General features: G+C 66.4%; 16 protein-coding genes. 9 read left to right on the forward strand and 7 right to left on the reverse strand.

Translation table 11 applies throughout. From position 1 onward, the window contains the following. Positions 1–59: 59 nt before the first annotated feature. Positions 60–782 carry a glycosyltransferase family 2 protein gene (locus AWB65_RS27505; protein ID WP_087670172.1) on the forward strand — a complete coding sequence of 241 codons (723 nt, stop codon included), beginning with the start codon at positions 60–62 and terminating at the stop codon, positions 780–782. A 50-nt stretch (positions 783–832) separates the two neighbouring features. On the opposite strand, the gene AWB65_RS27510 is transcribed toward AWB65_RS27505, so the two are convergent. Together AWB65_RS27510 and AWB65_RS27515 are read right to left on the reverse strand one after the other, a co-directional pair. Continuing rightward, positions 833–1,789: a substrate-binding domain-containing protein gene (locus tag AWB65_RS27510; RefSeq protein ID WP_087670173.1), complete on the reverse strand. Its 957-nt coding sequence runs from the start codon at positions 1,787–1,789 to the stop codon at positions 833–835. 101 nt (positions 1,790–1,890) lie between these two features. Continuing rightward, positions 1,891–3,834, reverse strand: coding sequence for a sigma-54-dependent Fis family transcriptional regulator (locus AWB65_RS27515; protein ID WP_087670174.1), 1,944 nt, complete (start codon positions 3,832–3,834; stop codon positions 1,891–1,893). Positions 3,835–4,227: 393 nt separating this feature from the next. On the opposite strand from AWB65_RS27515, the gene AWB65_RS27520 reads away from it, so the two are divergent. Next, entirely contained in the window at positions 4,228–5,250 is a 1,023-nt protein-coding gene (locus AWB65_RS27520) for a transglutaminase domain-containing protein (protein WP_087670175.1), read from the forward strand. 55 nt (positions 5,251–5,305) lie between these two features. On the opposite strand, the gene AWB65_RS27525 is transcribed toward AWB65_RS27520, so the two are convergent. The 3 genes from AWB65_RS27525 to AWB65_RS27535 form a co-directional block, all read right to left on the reverse strand. Next, positions 5,306–5,926, reverse strand: coding sequence for a LysE family translocator (locus tag AWB65_RS27525; protein ID WP_087670176.1), 621 nt, complete (start codon positions 5,924–5,926; stop codon positions 5,306–5,308). Positions 5,927–5,963: 37 nt separating this feature from the next. Further along, positions 5,964–6,677 (reverse strand): YceH family protein, encoded by a 714-nt coding sequence (locus AWB65_RS27530; protein ID WP_087670177.1) that lies wholly within the window; start codon positions 6,675–6,677, stop codon positions 5,964–5,966. Positions 6,678–7,074: 397 nt separating this feature from the next. After that, positions 7,075–8,721 carry an NYN domain-containing protein gene (locus AWB65_RS27535; RefSeq protein ID WP_087670178.1) on the reverse strand — a complete coding sequence of 549 codons (1,647 nt, stop codon included), beginning with the start codon at positions 8,719–8,721 and terminating at the stop codon, positions 7,075–7,077. 307 nt (positions 8,722–9,028) lie between these two features. Here AWB65_RS27535 and AWB65_RS27540 point away from each other — a divergent pair, with 307 nt between their 5' ends. Further along, a complete protein-coding gene (locus AWB65_RS27540) occupies positions 9,029–10,630 on the forward strand; it encodes a peptide chain release factor 3 (RefSeq protein ID WP_087670179.1) in 1,602 nt (533 codons plus the stop codon). A 52-nt stretch (positions 10,631–10,682) separates the two neighbouring features. On the opposite strand, the gene AWB65_RS27545 is transcribed toward AWB65_RS27540, so the two are convergent. Both AWB65_RS27545 and AWB65_RS27550 read right to left on the reverse strand, forming a co-directional pair. Next, positions 10,683–11,342 (reverse strand): MarC family protein, encoded by a 660-nt coding sequence (locus AWB65_RS27545; protein WP_087670180.1) that lies wholly within the window; start codon positions 11,340–11,342, stop codon positions 10,683–10,685. 49 nt (positions 11,343–11,391) lie between these two features. Beyond that, positions 11,392–11,982, reverse strand: coding sequence for a class I SAM-dependent methyltransferase (locus AWB65_RS27550; RefSeq protein ID WP_087670181.1), 591 nt, complete (start codon positions 11,980–11,982; stop codon positions 11,392–11,394). Positions 11,983–12,101: 119 nt separating this feature from the next. Between AWB65_RS27550 and AWB65_RS27555 the strand changes: the two genes are divergently transcribed. From AWB65_RS27555 to AWB65_RS27580, 6 genes are all read left to right on the forward strand, one after another. After that, positions 12,102–12,611, forward strand: coding sequence for a MarR family transcriptional regulator (locus AWB65_RS27555; protein ID WP_087670197.1), 510 nt, complete (start codon positions 12,102–12,104; stop codon positions 12,609–12,611). After that, positions 12,608–14,914: an FUSC family protein gene (locus AWB65_RS27560; RefSeq protein ID WP_087670182.1), complete on the forward strand. Its 2,307-nt coding sequence runs from the start codon at positions 12,608–12,610 to the stop codon at positions 14,912–14,914. The genes AWB65_RS27555 and AWB65_RS27560 overlap by 4 nt, the downstream gene beginning before the upstream one ends. Before the next feature lie 40 nt (positions 14,915–14,954). After that, positions 14,955–15,164 carry a DUF1656 domain-containing protein gene (locus AWB65_RS27565; RefSeq protein WP_087670183.1) on the forward strand — a complete coding sequence of 70 codons (210 nt, stop codon included), beginning with the start codon at positions 14,955–14,957 and terminating at the stop codon, positions 15,162–15,164. Beyond that, positions 15,161–16,318 (forward strand): efflux RND transporter periplasmic adaptor subunit, encoded by a 1,158-nt coding sequence (locus tag AWB65_RS27570; RefSeq protein ID WP_087670184.1) that lies wholly within the window; start codon positions 15,161–15,163, stop codon positions 16,316–16,318. Before AWB65_RS27565 ends, AWB65_RS27570 begins: the two co-directional genes overlap by 4 nt. Further along, positions 16,315–17,784 (forward strand): efflux transporter outer membrane subunit, encoded by a 1,470-nt coding sequence (locus AWB65_RS27575; RefSeq protein WP_087670185.1) that lies wholly within the window; start codon positions 16,315–16,317, stop codon positions 17,782–17,784. Before AWB65_RS27570 ends, AWB65_RS27575 begins: the two co-directional genes overlap by 4 nt. A 159-nt stretch (positions 17,785–17,943) precedes the next feature. Then, the gene (locus tag AWB65_RS27580) at positions 17,944–18,225 is read left to right on the forward strand and encodes a hypothetical protein (protein WP_087670186.1); all 282 of its coding nucleotides are present in this window, start codon (positions 17,944–17,946) and stop codon (positions 18,223–18,225) included. The last annotated feature ends 36 nt before the right edge of the window (positions 18,226–18,261 follow it).

Here is an 18,261-nt window from a genome sequence, read left to right on the forward strand (position 1 = left end):
GGTCAGGTTCGCGGATTGCGGTTCAGGTGAATGACTGAACACAATCGAAAGGCCTGAGCGTGCTTGCCATCATCATCCCCGCACATAACGAAGCGGCTTGCATCGGCGCATGTCTCGCGGCGGCTTTCGTCGCGGCGAGTCATCCGGCGCTGCTGGGCGAGGCTGCGCGCGTGATCGTCGTGTCCGACGCCTGCACCGACGACACGAGCGAAATTTCCCGCACAGCCGGCGCTGACGTGATCGAAGTGACGACGCGCAATGTCGGCTTCGCCCGCGCCGAAGGGGCGCGCTTCGCGCTCACGCTCAGCGCCCGCTGGCTCGCCTTCACCGATGCCGATAGCCTCGTCGCGCCCGATTGGCTCGCGAGACAGCTCGAATGCGCGTCGGATGCGGTGTGCGGCGTGGTGTGCGTCGAGGATTGGGGCTGCCATCATCCACAAGTGAGCGAACAGCTTCGCGAGCATTTCGCGCTCAGCTATTTTCACGACGAAGGTCATCACCATGTGCACGGCGCGAACTTTGGCGTGTCGTCGGAAGCGTATTTGCGCGCGGGCGGGTTCGCCGCGATGCACAGCGGCGAGGACTCCGCACTCGTGGCCGCGTTGATCGCGAGCGGCGCACGCATCGCGTGGAGCGCCGGGCCACGCGTGGTGACGAGTTCACGCACGGACTTCAGGGCACCCGGCGGCTTCGGCGCGATTTTGCTCGATGTCACGCGGTCGTATGAGGCAGGGCAGCCGGTCGGCGGGTTGAGCCGCGAGGATTTGCCGTTGTTGCGGTGAGCGGCTTGATTGTGCAAAGGGTTGCTGCACAATTCCGGCACCGGCCACCCTCATCCCGCCGTTACCAACTCGAGCGGCGTCGCGATATAGGGCGACAAATCCCGCTGCTTTCTCCCTTCCGCTAACGCTTTCAACGCGACATCGATCCCGAAAACCGCCTGCTTCGCCGCAAACTGCTCGACGGTTGCGAGCACCGATCCGTCCGCGAGCAACGGCCGGATCTGATCGATATTGTTATACCCCGTCACAAAAACCCTGCCCTTCTTCCCCGTCGCGCGCACGACCGCCGCCGCCCCGATCGCGATATTGTCGTTTGCGCACACCAGCGCGCGAATCCCCGGATGCGCGTTCAGCATCGCCAGCCCGTGCACCCGGCCGCTGCCGACGCTCCAGTCACCCGACTCGACCGCGACGATCCGCGCCCCCGCCGCCTCCAGCGCGTCCCGGAACCCCACCGTACGATCCTTCGAATTGCGATCGGCGGCAGCGCCTTCGATGATTCCTACCTCGTCCCCCCGCGTCAGCCGCTGCGCCAGATACTGCGCCACGAGCCGCGCGCCCCGGCGGCTATCCGGCCCGACGAACGGTATGGAGACATTCGCCGCGTCCTGCGCGGCATCGTCGAAAGGATTGTCGATCGCGATCACGATGATCCCCGCTGCGATCGCCTTCGCGACGACCGGGACGATCGCGGTCGAGTCCGTCGGCGCGATGACGATCGCGTTCGTCTTCGCGCCAATCAATTCATCGACAATGCGAATTTGCTGCGCCGTGCCGCCTTCCGTCGCGGTGCCGCTCGCCGTGAGGTCGAGTTGCGACGCGTAGTGGCGTTGGTAATTCTTCGCGCCTTCGAGCATCGTGACAACGAACGGATCGTCGAGCGACTTCATGACGAGGGCGACGTCGAACTTGCGGTCGGCGAACGCCCGGGCGTGCGGCACGATGCCGATCCCGAGCGCCGCGATGGCGGACGCGGCGAGCACGCGGCGGCGAAGAATGCATGTCATGTGGGAGCCGAATCGTTGTACTTCGCGTGCCAGACGCAAAAGCTCATTGTCCCACCCCGCAACAGCGGTGTTCCATTCTGCAACAGCGTGCAACACCCGCGTCAGGCGTCCTCATCGCCCGCCGGCCGCCCGGACGAGACCCTGCGATAAATCGTATTGCGCGAGATGCCCAGCGAGCGCGCCGCCGCCGACACGTTGCCGTGGTGCTTCGCCAGCGCCGCCGTGATCGCCGCGGCGGTGAACGCGTGCAGGTCGGCATCGGCGGCGACGGGCGCCGCGCAAGGTTCCGCGGACGCCACCCGCCCCCGGTCGATGTCGTCGAGAAAATCGTCGGGCAGGTGTTCGATGCGGATTTCGCCGTCCGCATCGACCATTGCGGCCGCCGTGCGCAGCAGGTTGCCGAGCTGCCGGAAATTGCCCGGCCAGCGGCATTGCTCGAAAAGACGCATCACGTCGGGCGCAATCGACAAAGGCGCACCGCACGACTCCGTTTGCAGCATCCGCTCGACCACGGCGTGCAAGTCGGAGCGTTCGCGCAGCGGCGGCAGTTTCACGACGAGTCCGTTCAGCCGGTAATACAGGTCTTCGCGGAACCGGTTGGCGGCGATCATTTCGCGCAAATCGCAATGCGTCGCGCAGATGATCGCGATATCGACCGGTATTGATTTCGCCGACCCGAGCGGATTCACGAGCCGTTCCTGCAATACGCGCAGCAGGCGCACTTGCAGCGGATACGGCATGTCGCCGATTTCATCGAGAAAGAGCGTGCCACCGTTTGCCTGTAAGAGCTTGCCGGTCGCGCCCTTGCGCCGCGCGCCCGTAAAGGCGCCTTCCTCGTAGCCGAAAAGCTCGGATTCGATCAGCGTCTCCGGAATCGACGCGCAATTCACCGCGACGAACGGCCCCGACGCGCGCGGCGAATCGTGATGGATCGCCTGCGCGAGCAACTCCTTGCCGGTGCCGGTTTCGCCGGAAATCAGGATCGGGATGTCCCGGTCGATCACCTTGCGGACCTTCGTGATCACCGCCGCGACGCGCGCGTCGCCGGTATTGAGCCGGGCGAGGCCGCCGCCTTTCACGCCGTTCGCAGGCGCCGATGCAGCCGGACGCGGCGCGGCTTGCGGCGCGCGCACCGTGGCGCCCGACGCCACCGTTTCGCGCCGATACTCGACGTTCGCGCTGACGACGATCCCGTCGGGCAGGCACAACGAGATCGGCCGGCCGTGGCTGCTGCGCATGCGGTCGATCAGTTGCGACACAGTCGTGCCGAACAGCGACGACATCGTGTGCGCGCGCAGCGCCGCGAGCGGCAGGCCGAGCTGGAACTGCGCGCTGCGATTCGCCGACAGAAATCGCCCGTCGCACGTGAACGCGACCATGCCTTCCATCAGCGTGCCGAGAAACTCGGCGCGTCCGTGAAAGCCGATGCGCAGCGTTTCCCCGAACGTACTCGCGAACAGATGGTTTTCGATCATCTGCACCGACATTTTCGCGAGCGCCATCGTGTGCTGGTGATAGCTGCGGTGGTCGCCGGTCACGTCGAGCACGCCGATCAGCTCGCCGTACGGATCGAGGATCGGCACGCTGGAGCAGGTCAGGAAGCGGTTCGCGGCGAGGTAATGCTGCTCGCCGTGCACGACCATCGGGCTGCGTTCGGCGATTGCCGTGCCGATCGCGTTCGTGCCCTGCCGGTCCTCGGCCCAGTTGGCGCCCGGCCGCAGCGCGACTTTCTCGGCGCGGCGCAGGAATTCGTCGTCGCCTGTTGAATGCAGGACGAGCCCTTGCGCATCGGTCAGCACGATCATGCTCTGCGTGTTGACGATCTGCTCCTGCAACGTCGCCATGACGGGCAGCGCGTGCACGCAGAGCACGCGGTTCTGCTCGAGCTTCAGGTTCAACTCGGCGATAGGCAGGATGTCGTAGTCGGGTGCGCCGGACGTCACCAGTCCGAAGGCCTCCGAGCGCTGATGCGATGTGCAGATCGAAGGCGCGAGCCACGCGGACTCACCCAGCGCGGCGATGTGACGGCCGGCATCGTTATGCATTGTCTCCTCCAGCTTTCTGGATTTCGGTCTGACGCCAAAATCGTCTGAAAGCAACAAAAGCAAGTTGCACGCCATCGGGCGGTGGGTGCGGTCGGGCTTTGGCGCGTCTTGCGTGGGGATTGCGTTGTGTTCAGGGCAGTGTAGCGCGCCAGATGGGATGGCGCGATCGGGGTAAAAACCCGTCAGCGCGTGTCGGCGCGCCGCCAACAGTCGGCGGCGGGTGTTGGCACAGGCACGCCACATTCGATCTGCACCAAGTCTCCGGAGAGCCGGAATAACCATTCAAATCAAACGCTTACGGATCGTTATCAAATTGGCACGGCCTGTGCACTGTCTGTCGCAAGCCGGCGTTGCTTCTGAACCGCACCGGCAGCCACATCGCCGGGAGTTCACATGCCGCTTGCTCGACTGTTCCGCTGTTTGCTGCTGCTTCTGCCATTGGCCGCGCCCCTCACGGCAAACGCGACGACGGCGCACAGCGAATCGTCTGCAAGTCCGCTGGAAGTCGGCATCCGCCGCCTGAACGCCGCCACCTGGTGGGAAGCGAACCGCAAGATCCGCCCGGAACTTGCGCAGGTGGGCGACCTGATGTTTCTCCTCCCGCTCGCCGATGAAAAGCTCCAGCCGTCATCCGATGCCATCGGCCGCGTGCAGCGTCTGCGTGACGCCCTGCGCACCCATCTGACGCGGCGCCCCGCTGGCTGGAATCTGCTCGTCGCGCAAGTCCGCGACCAGCGCGCGAAGTCCGGCGACGCCGCCGCCGCGCTGCTCGCGAATTCGCTGATCAACGAAATACGCTACCGCGACGGCACCGACGGCACGTACTACGCGCCGACGCGTTTTTTTGCGGAAAGCGGCGTGTGCAAGGATTTCGCGGTCGCGAAGTATTTGCTGCTGCGCGATGCGGGCGTCGAGATCGCACGGTTGCGGCTCGTGTCGCTCGCGCCGCGCTATAACAACACGCCGGACGACTGGCACGTGATCCTCGTCGTCCAGGCCGACGGGCAGAGCGAGCCGCTCGCGCTCGATTCGCCGTCGTCAGCGCCTGCCCGGCGTCCCGGCGAAGCGAGCGCCGAAAGCGGCCCGTCGGCGCTGCTCGGCGCGATCCTCGTCGGCCGCAAGCCCGCCGATGCCGTGTTGCGCGCGCCGTCAGGTCCGCTGCTCGTGGCCCTGAGCCGCTCGGGCCAGGCCGAGCGCCCGCTGGCGACAGTGTTCAACGAGCAAGGCAGCCGCTCCTTCGAACGCGATGCCCCTGGCGCCGCGCGCCGGCCTTCGGGTGTGGCGCGCAGCGCCCGCCCGACGTACGTGGATGGCCTGGGCCAGCCGTGGCGCGTCGACGGTTCGGGTACGTTCCCGAAATGGCGCGTCGCCACCGACGACGACCGTTCGGCACTGCTGCGCGTGGCTTCCCGTTGACACATTGATTCGCATTGATCGCGCGTTGTCCGCGTTGATCGCGTCGATCGCGCCCTCAAACCGAGCGACGAATCTCCGCCACGCCGAATGCCGCGAGCGCGAATCCCGCGACCCGGTCGATCAGACGCCGCACGCGCGCGCCGAGCGCATGGCGCGCGCCCGACACCATCGCGACCAGCACGCACCACCACGCGATCGAGCCGCAAAACACGCCGAGCACGGTCGTCAGCGCGACGCTGGACGAGAACGGCCCGCGCGGCGCGAGCGTCGCGAACAGCGCGGCGAACATGATGATCGTCTGCGGATTGGTGAGCGTGAGCAACAGCGAGCTGGCAAACGCGCGCGCCGTGCCGGCGGACGCGCCGTTCATGGCGGCGGCATCGTCGGCGGGTTTTTGCAGGAACGTGCGGATGCCCAGATAGAGCAAAAAGAGCCCGGCGACGAGATGCAGCGGCTTGTCGTAGGCGAGCATGAATTGCGAGACACTGACCATCCCGAGCGCGGCGACGAGCCCGTAGATCGCATCGCCGCACGCGATGCCGAAGCCGATCGCAAGCCCCGCGCGCGGCCCTTCGGCGAGCGCGCGGCGGATGCAGAGCATGCCCATTGGTCCGACGGGCGCGGCGACCGCGAGCCCCACGCCCGCAGCGGTAAAAAAGAGACCTGCACTGGGCATGGGCGCTCCTGATAGTTCTTATTGATGATCGCGGCGTTCAGGCCGCATCCGGCTCGATGCCGAGTTCCTTCGCCATCCGCTCGACCATCGCCTGCAAGCGGTCCACTTTTGCCGAAAGCTGCTTCTGCTCGGCGCGCAGTGCATCGATTTCGGCGAACGACGCGGCGGCATCGTCGGAAGAGGATGAAGCCGAAGCCGCGGCGCGCTCGCGCAGTTCCTCGATGTTCACCTCGCCGCACAGCAGATGCATCCAGCGGCTCTCGCGCTCGCCCGGCACGCGCGGCAGCTTGATCACGTAGGGCCGCTCGCGCTCGGCGAGTTCATCGAGAAAGCTCTCGACTGACGAGACATCGGCGAAACCGTGCAGGCGCGTCGTAGCGGTGCGCAGTTCGGCGGCGGTTTGCGGGCCGCGCAGCAGCAGCGCCGTGAGCAGCGCGACCGCCTGGCTCGGCACGCCGAGCACGCGGCCCATGTTGTGCTCGAAGCGCGGCACGCGACTGCTGCTGCCTTCCAGCACGAGGCTCAGACGCTTGAGACTGTCGATGGCGGCGACCACGTCGCTTTCGGTCACGTTCATCACGGGCGAACGCGCCGTCTTCTGGTTGCAGCCGGACGTCAGCGAATTCAGCGAAAGCGGATACGTATCGGGAACGGTGAGCTGCTTCTCGACCAGCACCCCGACGACGCGCCCTTCGAGCGGTGTCAGCGGGCGGATCGCGCGGGGGGAATAAGTGTCGGCGGTGGAGTTCATGTCGGTTCGATACGGACGAGGCTGCGGGCTAATATGATAGCCGTCGCAGACGGGGAAAGCGGCTCTGGAAAGTACCGGGTTGGGCGATTGGATGTGCGGCGGATCGATGGTCTGCTTTCTCGCGGCTTGTTCGTCTGATACCGCGTCGCTTCGCACGAGTCGTGGCCGCGCGCGAGGCTCGGAGGTTCTATCCAGGCTGAACATGCGTCCGTTGCGCTGGATGCGGCGTCATGCGATGCCGGGAGGTCCAGCGCCGAGGCAAATCAGCGCTCGGCGCCACGAAGTGCACGCAGAAGCCCTAATCCACCGGCGATAACGCCGTGCCACCAGTGAACCTCAGGACTCCGCCCTTGGCCGTCGCGAGCGCGATTCGGCGCGCAGGCGGCAGCGCCGCCGTTCAGTGCTCGGTGCCCGATGCCGTCGTTTTCCGCGGCCGACGCGCACGCGACGCCGATTTGCGCACTGGCTTGGCGGCTTGCACAGAGACGTCGGCGTCGCTGGACTGCGGCGCTTCGGCTGCCGTCGAACCAGCCGCGGCCGCGTCGTGCGACGTGTCGTCCGAGCGCGCGCCAGCCTTTTTCGCAGCCGTCTTGCGTCCGCGACGCGCCGCCGCCGGTTTCTTCGCCTTCTGCTTCGGCTCCTCGACGAGTCCCGCTTCTCCCGACGACACCTCCAGTTCCTCTTCCTCCTGCGCAGCAAATACCCAACGCTCTTCGGTCTGCGCTTCCTGAGGCTCTTCCTCTTGCTCCGCAAAGACCCAGGGCTCTTCCGATTGCGCTACCTGCGGCTCATCTTCCTGCGCTGCGAAGACCCAAGGCTCCTCCGTCTCCGGTTCGGGCAGATCGGTCCAAGCCTGCATCGTGTCGGTTTCATCGGCTGGTTGGGGCGTTTCACTCTTAGCCGCCATCGTTTCCGCAGCCACCGGCGCCTGCTGACGCCCATCGCGCCCCTTGCGCCGATTGCCGCGCTGTTCTGCTTGCGGCTGCGCGCCGCCCTCGTCTTCGAAAGTCGCGGCCCTCGGTGCTTCCGTGTGCCCATCGCGCGCGTTCCGCCGATTACCGCGTTGTTCCTGCGCACCGCCCTCGTCCTCGGCCCGGGGCACGTCCGCCCGCCCACCGCGGCCCTTGCGCCGATTCCCGCCCTGCTCCGCCCTCGCCGCCGCAGCCTCCTCGACATCCGCGGCCGCCTGCCGCGCCGGCTCCGCTCCGCCCCCGCGATAAACAAAAGCGCCCGACTTCTCATCCCGCCCCACTTCGAGCAGCCCGCGCGCCTGCGCCTCGTCGAGCAGATTCCCGAACGCGCGGAAGCCAAAATACGATTCGCTGAAATCCGGCTTGCGCCGCTTGATCGCGCTCTTGAGCACCGACGCCCAGATCTTCCCGCTCTCGCCGCGCTCGGAGGCGAGCGCGTCGTACGTCTCGACCGCGATCGCGATCGCCTGCGCCTTGCGCGCTTCGATCTCGTGCTTCTGCTGCCGATTTTCATCGCCGGTGCGCTTGGCGCGCGCGCTCGAATCGCTGGCTTCGCGCGCAGCGCTCGCCTCGCGCTTGGCGATCGCGCGCTGCTGCTCGCGCACGAGGTCGTCGTAGAAGATGAATTCGTCGCAATTGGCGACGAGCAGATCGGACGTCGAATTCTTCACGCCCACGCCGATCACCTTCTTCGCGTTCTCGCGCAGCTTCGAGACGAGCGGCGAGAAATCCGAGTCCCCGCTGATGATGACGAACGTATCGACGTGCGACTTCGTGTAACAAAGATCGAGCGCATCGACGACGAGCCGGATATCCGCCGAATTCTTCCCCGACTGGCGCACGTGCGGAATCTCGATCAGTTCGAAACTCGCCTCGTGCATCGACGCCTTGAAGGTCTTGTAGCGATCCCAGTCGCAATAAGCCTTCTTCACGACGATGCTGCCCTTCAGCAGCAGCCGCTCCAGCACTGGCTTGATATCGAATTTGTCGTACTTCGCGTCGCGCACGCCGAGCGCCACGTTTTCGAAGTCGCAAAACAGCGCCATGCTGACGCTTTCCTGAGGTGAGGGCATGAGTTCTCCAGCCGTGGGCCGCGCTGCCGCCGCAAGTGCCCGAGTTGTGTCTGCGCCATGCGCCGCACGGATCGAACCCGGGCGCCGCGCATCCTGAAATTGCGCCCATGATAGCCCCTCGCGCATGTCGCGCTGAGCGGGCGCCGCGCCGGTGGAGCGGCGATGACGTGTATCATCGCGTCCATCCCGCATTTTTTCCGCTTTTGCCGCGCGTCGCGCGGCGGCCTTCGCGTGTTTGCTCCGCACCGGGCCGCGAGCCTGCCTTGCGCGAGCGCCGGGCGGACGAACCCACGTTTTCATCGACACCATGCCAGTCTCCGAACTCAAACGCCGCCGCACGTTCGCGGTCATTTCCCACCCCGACGCGGGCAAGACGACGCTCACCGAAAAACTGCTGTTGTTTTCGGGCGCGATCCAGATCGCCGGCACCGTGAAGGGCCGCAAGAGCAATCGCTACGCGACCTCCGACTGGATGGACATCGAAAAGCAGCGCGGCATTTCGGTCGCGAGCTCGGTGATGCAGTTCGAATACGGCGGGGCCGTCATCAACCTGCTCGACACCCCGGGCCACGAGGACTTTTCGGAAGACACGTACCGCGTGCTGACGGCCGTCGATGCCGCCGTGATGGTGATCGACGGCGCGAACGGCGTCGAAGCGCAAACGCTCAAGCTGCTCGAAGTCTGCCGCGCGCGCCGCACGCCGATTCTCACGTTCATCAACAAGCTCGACCGCGAAGTGCGCCAGCCGCTCGAACTGCTCGACGAGATCGAGCAGCATCTGGGCGTCGCCGCCGTCCCGTTCACCTGGCCGATCGGCATGGGCAAGGACTTCCAGGGCGTCTACGACATCCAGCGCGATCAGGTGCGCCTGTTCCGTCCGGGCCAGGACAAGGCCGGCGGGGAAGTCGAAACCCTGCAGGCGCTCGGCGACGAAGAGGGTGAACGCCGCTTCGGCCCGGCCTGGGCGCGGGCGAAAGAAGAAATCGACCTGATTACGGGCGCCACGCACGCGCTCGATCGCGAGGCATTTCTCCGAGGCCAGCAGTCGCCGGTGCTGTTCGGCTCGGCAATCAACAACTTCGGCGTGAAGGAAATTCTCGACGCGCTCGTCGACCTCGCGCCGCCGCCGTCGATGCGCATGACCGTCCAGCGTCCGGTGCTGCCGGAAGAGCCGAAGTTCACGGGCGTCGTGTTCAAGGTGCAGGCGAACATGGATCTGGCGCACCGTGACCGCGTCGCGTTCATCCGCGTCTGTTCGGGCCGCTTCGAGCGCGGCATGGCGCTGAAAGTGACGCGCTCGGCGAAAACGTTTCGCGCGAACAACGTGGTGACGTTCCTGTCGCAGCGGCGCGAGACAGTGAGCGAGGCGTATCCGGGCGACATCATCGGCATCCCCAATCACGGCACGCTGCGCCTCGGCGACACGCTGACCGAAGGCGAGGAACTCCAGTTCACCGGGCTGCCGTTCTTCGCTCCGGAAATCTTCCAGACGGTCGAAGTCGTCGATCCCATGCGCGCGAAGCAACTCGGCGAGGCGCTCAACCAGTTCGGCGACGAAGGCGCGATCCAGGTGTTTCGCCCGGTGCTCGGCGGCTCGATCATTCTCGGCGCGGTCGGGCAACTGCAGTTCGAAGTGGTGTCGCATCGGCTGGCGGCGGAATACAAGGTCGATGTGCGGATCATGCCGGCGCGTTATCGCATGTCCCGCTGGGTGACCTGCGACGACGCCGCCGAACTGCGCCGCTTCACCGATGCCTATTCGGCGCGGATCGCGCTGGATGCGTCGAATGCGCCGACTTACCTTGCGTCGCATATCTCGGAAATCGAGGTCGCGCAGAAGGCGTGGCCGAAGATCGTGTTCAACGAATTGCGCGAGCATTCGGGCGCGCCGTTCCGCAAGGCGATGTAAGAGACTCGTTCGCCGAAAAACGGGGGAAGCGGCTAGGTGAGCGCTTCCCCCGTCAGCTTTTGAAGTGCAACGAATCGAGCAATTCGGACAGTCCGAGCCAGAGGATCTGCACGCCGATGCAGAAGATCACGAAGGCGAAGAGCCGCATCGCGACCTGCGTGCCGACGGTGCCGAGCAGCCGTTCGAGGTGTCCCGAAAAGCGCACGCACACGAAGATGCTCGCGCACAGGATGACGAGCGCGACGCCCACGCCGATCAGATGCACGGGGAGCAGCCCCTCGCGCGGCGAGCCGGTCCCGAGGGCGATCGCCACGGCGATGGCGCCCGGCCCGACGGTAATCGGCAGCGTCAGCGGATAAAACGACTTCGCGCGTATCGATGCGCTGCGATTCGGCGTGGGCGTCGGCTCGGCGTCCTGTTCGTCGGGCGCCTGGAGCAGGTTCCAGCCCGCCATCGCGATGATGATGCCGCCCGCGACGCGCAGCACCGGTATCGAAATCCCGAAGAACGACAGGACATAAGCGCCCACCGAGAGTGACGCGAGCAGGATCGCGAAACTGTTGATCGAGATGCGGCGCGCGATTTCGCTGCGCTCGGCTTCGGTCGCGTGCGGGATCATGCTCAGGACGATTAGCGCGGTGGCCGGCGGATTGATGATCGGAAAGAGTCCGGCGACGATCACGAGGACCGTCTTCGTGAATTCGTTGAGCATGCGGTTTTCCTTTTTTTGCGTTTGTTCGACGCCCGCTGAGGTTCAAACCCTACGCCACTCGCACGATCATCCGCTGCACCCGCTTACCCGACGACACGCTCGTCTCGTCCTTGTCGAACAGAACGACCGCGCCGGCCGCCAAAGCATCGAGCACGATCTGCTTGTCGAACGCGGCATACAGTCGCCCGGCTGAATCCCGCTGCGACGCTTGTTCCGTGACCCGCCAACTCAGAAAAATCGTCCCGCCCGGCTTGAGCAGCGCGAGGAGATTTTGAACGGCCAAGCCAATTACTTCCGGCTCCAGATGCATGACAACCGTCTCGCAAAGCACATTCTCATACCGGCCCCGCTCGACGCACTCCAACTCAGGCAGCCTGGCCAGCTCGAAAGAAAGTGACGGATACGCCCGCCGCGCCTCGTCGAGCAGACTTTCGGACGCATCGAAGCCGCTCGCATCGAAACCGTTCGTCGCGAGCCACGCCACGTCGCGACCCGCTCCGCAGCCGATATCCGCAGTCGGCCCCGGCCGGAAGTAACGCGTCAACAGGGCGTACATGTCGTCCGGCGCAGGCTGCTCGCACCATTGCCGCGCGTAGCCGGACGCATCGGCGCCATAAGCCTGAAGGGTGCGTGTATCCATCTCGTAATGTCCTTTCAAAACATAACCGACCCCGCCGACAAGCAATATAGCCGCGCCTCCCCGCCGATTACCATATCGATAGCTTGCTAACGAATTTATCTCAAAATATAATGCGCGCCATGCAAAATTCCGACGCATTGCGCCTCGCCGTGAGCAGCACGCTCGTCATGGCCGCCCGTCAGTGGCGCCGCGCGAGCCACGGCCTGCTCGCCGCCTACAACGTCTCCGAGGCGTGCGCGGCGCCGCTTTTGATCGCCGGACGCCTCGGCGCGAGCGTGCGCCAGGTGACGCTCGCGGAGCACGTAGGCATCGAAGGGCCGTCGCTCGTGCGGCTGCTCGACCAGCTTTGCGCCGCCGGCCTGATGCGCCGCGACGAAGACCCCGACGACCGCCGCGCGAAAACGATCTCGCTCACCGACGAAGGCCGCGCGATCACCGCCACCATCGAAAAGGAACTGACCGGCCTGCGCGCCGAAGTCCTCGAAGGCGTGAGCCGCGCCGATCTCGAAGCGACGCTGCGCGTGCTGAACCTGTTCAATGCATCGAAACGCGTCGCGACACCCAAGCGCGCCGCCGCCACCCGCGACGACAGCGCAAGCGCTTCCAAACGCCCGGGCACCGCACCATGACGCTCCCGTCCGCGCGCGACTGGCTGTTTTCGCTCAAGACGTTCACCGCATCGATGCTGGCGCTCTATATCGCGCTGCGGCTTGAATTGCCGCGTCCGTACTGGGCGATGGCGACGGTCTACATCGTGTCGAATCCGTTCGTCGGCGCGACGCGTTCGAAGGCGCTCTACCGCGCGCTCGGGACGATGCTCGGCGCGGCGGCGGCCGTGCTTTTCGTGCCGCCGTTCGTGGAATCGCCGTATATCTTCAGCTTCGTCGTCGCGATGTGGACGGGCACGCTGCTCTATCTCGCGATTTCCGACCGCACTGCGCGCAGCTACGTCTTCATGCTGGCGGGCTACACGCTGCCGCTGATCGCGCTGCCCGCCGTGACGAACCCGACCGGCGTCTTCGATCTCGCCATCACGCGGACCGAGGAGATCCTGCTCGGCATCGTGTGCGCGAGCGTCGTGGGCGGCGCGGTGTTTCCGAACCGGCTCGCGCCGTCGCTCGTCGAACGCACCGATGCCTGGTTTCGCGACGCCGCGTTCTACGTGAAGGAGACGCTCTCCGGCCGCATCGCGGGCCAGGCGATTTCGGCGAGTCGTCAGCGGCTCGCGACGATGGTCAACCAGCTCGAATTCCTGCTGAGTCAGCTCGCCTACGACCACACGCGTCCCGACATCCTCGAACGCGCGCACGCGTTGCGCGGAAGAATGCAGTTGCTGCTGCCGATCGTCTCCGCGCTCGCCGATCCGCTGATCGCGCTGCTCGGTGGCGCGCAGGCGCGGCCGGCGGGGCTGGAGGCGCTGCTCGCGGATGTCGTCAAATGGTTCGACGCCCCGCTCGCCCAGGACGACGATGCCGCCGCCGACCGTCTGCGCGAACGCATCGCCGCGCTCGAACCGCAGACGGCCGAACTCACGACTTGGGACGGGGCGCTGCTTTCAAGCGCGCTCTGGCGGCTGCGGCAGGTGGTTGACGTGTGGCAGGACTGTCGCGCGCTGCGCTCGCTGATCGCGCGTGAAGCGGGCGTGTGGCGTCCGCGCTTTCGGCACTGGCGGCTCGGCGGGTCGGAGCGCTATTTCGACCGCGGGATGCTGCTGTTTTCGGCGGGATCGGCGGTGGCGGCGATTTTCGTCGCTTCGAGTGTTTGGATCAGCTCGGGCTGGCAGGACGGCGCCGCGGCGGTGTCGCTCGCAGCGGTCGCATGCTGCTTTTTCGCCGCGCTCGACGAACCCGCGCCGCAGGTCTTCGCCTTCTTCGTCTGGACGTGCGCGAGCGTCGTGCTGGCGGGGCTCTACCTCTTCGTGATCTTGCCGAACGTGCACGATTTCGCGATGCTCGTCGTGATGTTCGCGGTGCCGTTCATCATCGTCGGCACGCTGATTCCGCGCCCGCAGTTCAATCTCGCGACGATGCTCGTCGCCGTCAACACGGCGTCGTTCATCAGCATCCAGAGCGCTTACGAAGCCAATTTCCTGACCTTCCTGAACAGTAATCTCGCGGGGCCGGCGGGGCTGTTGTTCGCGTTCATCTGGACGCGTGTGACGCGTCCGTTCGGCGCCGAGCTCGCGGCCGCGCGGCTGATGCGATCCAGTTGGCAGGATGTGGCGCTCGCCACCGCGACGCCGCCCGGCGGCGATCAGCGCAACCTCGCCGCGCGCATGCTCGACCGGTTGATGCAGCTCATCCCGCGCCTCGCGGCCACGGACGACCATCGCCATCCGTCGATCGAAAGTTTTCGCGATTTGCGCGTCGCGTTCAATGCGCTGGACCTGCTTCGTGTGCGGCGGCGCGCGGGCGATGAGGTCGGGGCTTCGATCGATAGCGTGCTGGTTGGCGTGCGCGAGCATTACAACCGCTGCGCCGCGCGTCGCGTGCGGCAGGCGGTGCCGGAGAGTTTGCAGACGGCGATCGATGCGGCGATGGCGCGGGTGTCGCGGGCGGAGGTGCGCGAGGAGACCGGGGCGGCGGCACCAGTCGAACCTCCGGCACCCGCCGCGCCTGCTGGACCTTCGAAGCCCGCTGAGTCTGCTCCTGCTGCTCCGGCCGGGCCTATCGTGCCTCCCGTACCTGCCGAACCTGCCGAGCCTGCCGCACCTGCCGCACCTGCCGCACCTGCCGAGCCTGCCGAGCCTGCCGCACCTGCCGAGCCCGTCGAGCCTGTCGAGCCCACCGAACCTGCCGCGCCCACAACGCCCCCGCCGCTCCCCACCCGCTACCTCCGCGACGCACTCCACGCGCTCGTCGGCATGCGACTGTCGCTGTTCCCGCAACTGAGCGGCGTGTCGGGCCCCGCTCGTCCGGAGGCACAGGCATGACCCGTTCGCGCAAAACAAGCCAAAGCGCAAGGACCGCCCGATGATCGGCGAAATCGATATCTTCGGCGTCTTCGTGCCGGCCGTGCTCGTGCTGATGCTCATCGCTTACCTGGTCAATCTCGCGATCCGCACGGTCCTCGCGCGCACCGGTTTCTACCGCTTTGTCTGGCATCGCTCGATCTTCGATCTCGGCATCTACGTGCTCGTGCTCGGCGCTGTCGTCGTTCTTTCCCATCGGTTCATGACGTGAATAAAACCTGGCTCTCCGTTGGACGCATCCTTCTTACGCTCGTCGTCGTGGCGGCTGCGGCATTCGTGCTGTGGCGCCTCGTCGGCTATTACATGTTCGCGCCCTGGACGCGCGACGGCCACGTGCGCGCCGATGTCGTGCAGGTCGCGCCAGACGTCGGCGGGCTGATCGTGCAGGTCGATGTCGTCGATAACCAGGCCGTCGCACGCGGCCAGGCGCTCTTCGTGATCGATCAGGCGCGCTACACGCTCGCGCTGCGTCAGGCGCAAGCGACCGCGCAGCAGCGTCGCGCGACGCTCGACCAGGCACGCCGCGAGGACGCGCGCAACCGCACGCTCGGCGATCTCGTCGCGCGCGAGGCGACCGAGGAGACGCGCGCCCGCGTGCAGCAGGCGGAAGCCGCGCTCGCCGACGCGGAAGTCGCCATCGATACTGCGCGGCTGAACCTGCAGCGCACGACGATCGTGAGCCCCGTCGACGGCTATCTGAACGACCGCGCGCCGCGCGCCGGCGAATATGTGACGGCGAGCCGGCCGGTGCTGTCGGTGGTGGACATGCATTCGTTTCGCGTCGATGGCTACTTCGAGGAGACGAAGCTGCGCGGCATCGATATCGGGCAGCCGGTGGATATCGAGGTGATGGGCGAGCCGGGCGTGCTGCGCGGGCACGTGCAGAGCATCGTCGCGGGGATCGAGGACCGTGACCGCACGCAGGGGTCGAATTTGCTGCCGAACGTGAATCCGGCGTTTAGCTGGGTGCGGCTGGCGCAGCGGATTCCGGTGCGCGTCGCGCTCGACGAGGTGCCGGCTGATTTCAGGATGATCGCGGGTCGGACGGCGACGGTGTCGGTACGGGGGCTTGCGCCTTCGTTGAGTGGTGGGCAGGGTGCTTCTGCGGTGGGGGTGGCGGGTTCTGCTAGTTCTGCCGGGTCGGCTGGTTCTGCCGGTTCTGCTGGCTCGACCGGCTCAGTGGGTTTACCGGGTTCGGGTGGCTCGACGGGTTCAACGGGTTCAACGGGTTCAATGGGCTCGGCTGGCTCGGCTGGCTCGGCTGGCTCGGCTGGCTCGACGGTTTCGCCAAGCCCATCGGCTCCGGCCAGCGCATCGGCCGGCCACGCCACCTCAGCCCAACCCGCTCCGGACTCCAAGCGATGAACGCCCCGCGCGCCCTCGCCCTCCTGCCGCTGGTGTGCGCGCTTGCCGCGTGCATCACAGTCGGCCCGGACTACAAGCTGCCGCCGGACGCCGCGATCAACGCGCCACTCGTCAACGCTCCGCTCGACGGCGCCGGCGACAAGGTCGTCACCCGTCAGCAGGCCGTCCCGCCAATCTGGTGGCGCCTCTACGACGACCCCGTCCTCGACAGCCTTGTCCAGCAGGCGATGCAGTCCAACACCGATTTACGCGTCGCAGCGGCAAATCTCGCGCGCTCCCGCGAGGCGCTCGGCGTCGCACAGGCGCAGGGCGGCTTCTCCGGCAGCGCGTCGGCGGCGGTCAAGCGCGCACAGGAATCGGGCGAGCAGTTCCTGATCTTCGAAAAGCTGCCGGTCGCGAACGAAGGCGACATCGGCATCAGCGTAGCTTATGAAATCGACCTCTTCGGCACCTTGCGACGAGGCGTCGAGGCAGCCGAGGCGGACCACGAAGCCGTGCAGGCCGCCGCCGATCTCGCCCGCATCACCGTCGTGGCGGACGTCGTGCGCGCCTACGTCGAAAACTGCTCGGCGGCCGAGGAACTGGCGATCGCGCAGCAATCGGTCGAATTGCAGAAAAAGCGCGTCGCGCTCACGCGGCGCCTGCGCGACGCAGGCCGCGGCAATACGCCCGACGTGACGCGCGGCCAGACGCAGGTCGAAACGCTCAACGCCGATATCCCGCGCTACCGGGCACGCCGCCGCGTCGCGCAATACCGCCTCGCGATGCTGCTCGCCCGCGCACCCGCCGACCTGCCGCCCGCCGTGCTCGCCTGTCACGAGACGCCGCGCATCAAGAATGCGCTCCCCGTCGGCGACGGCGCTGCGCTCCTCAAGCGCCGTCCCGACGTGCGCGAAGCCGAGCGGCGCCTCGCGGCATCGACGGCGCGCATCGGCGTCGCGACCGGCGCGCTCTACCCGACGGTGGCGATCGGCGCGTCGGCGGGCCTGACCGGCCTCGCGGGCGACCTCGGCAAGCCCGAGACGCAGCGCTGGGGCTTCGGTCCGCTCATCAGTTGGCAATTCCCCGCGAACGGCGCGCGCGGCCGCGTGCGCGAGGCGCGCGCCGGCGCGGACGTGGCGCTCGCCCGCTTCGACGGCGTCGTGCTCAACGCGTTGCGCGAAGCGCAGAGCAGCCTCGCGACCTACGCCGCCGACTACGAGCGCATGGAATCGCTGCGCGCGGCGCAGAAGTCGGCGGTGCAGTCGGCGAACGAAACGCATCGCTTCTACATCGCCGGGCGCGAGTCGTTCATCGCCGATCTTGACGCCACGCGCACGCTGACATCGACCAACGCGCAGCTCGCAGCAGCCGAAGGACAGGTGGCGCTCGATCAGGTCAACCTGTTCCGCGCGCTCGGCGGTGGCTGGGAAACGCCAACGGCGTCGGCGGCATCGAAACAATCCCCCGCCGTCGCGCGCAAATAATTTGTCAACGTTTGTGTATAGTCACGCGTTGTTAAAGCGTCGTGTAAGCGGAGTGAAATAGCGCGCAACGCGTGCACCACAAAGCTGCAGGGCACTTGAGCGTCCCTTTCGAAAGTAACGTTTCCACAGCCCTACACCGCTTGATAAAAGGAGTTTCGAATGAAACGAACAAAGAGCATCGCAGTAGTTGGCGCGTTGGCATTTGCACTCTCGGCGCCGGTTTTTGCGCAAGGCGGCGGTTCGAACAGCGAAGGCGGCAAGCCGTCCGGTCCGGATTCGGGCCTCGCGGCATCGGCACCGCATCACGCGAAGCACAAGAAGGAAAAGGGCACGGGCGGCACGACGCTGCATCAGGAAAACAAGGCGAACAAGCTGAAGGGTGCATCGGCGGCGAAGGCAGCCTCCGCGCTCGGCACGAACGACAAGGGCGCGCCGCAGTAAGTTTTCGATCCTTGCAAAAAAACCGGCCGTTCGGGT

This window comes from Caballeronia humi, assembly GCF_001544475.1.
GTDB classification, from domain to species: Bacteria; Pseudomonadota; Gammaproteobacteria; order Burkholderiales; family Burkholderiaceae; genus Caballeronia; species Caballeronia humi.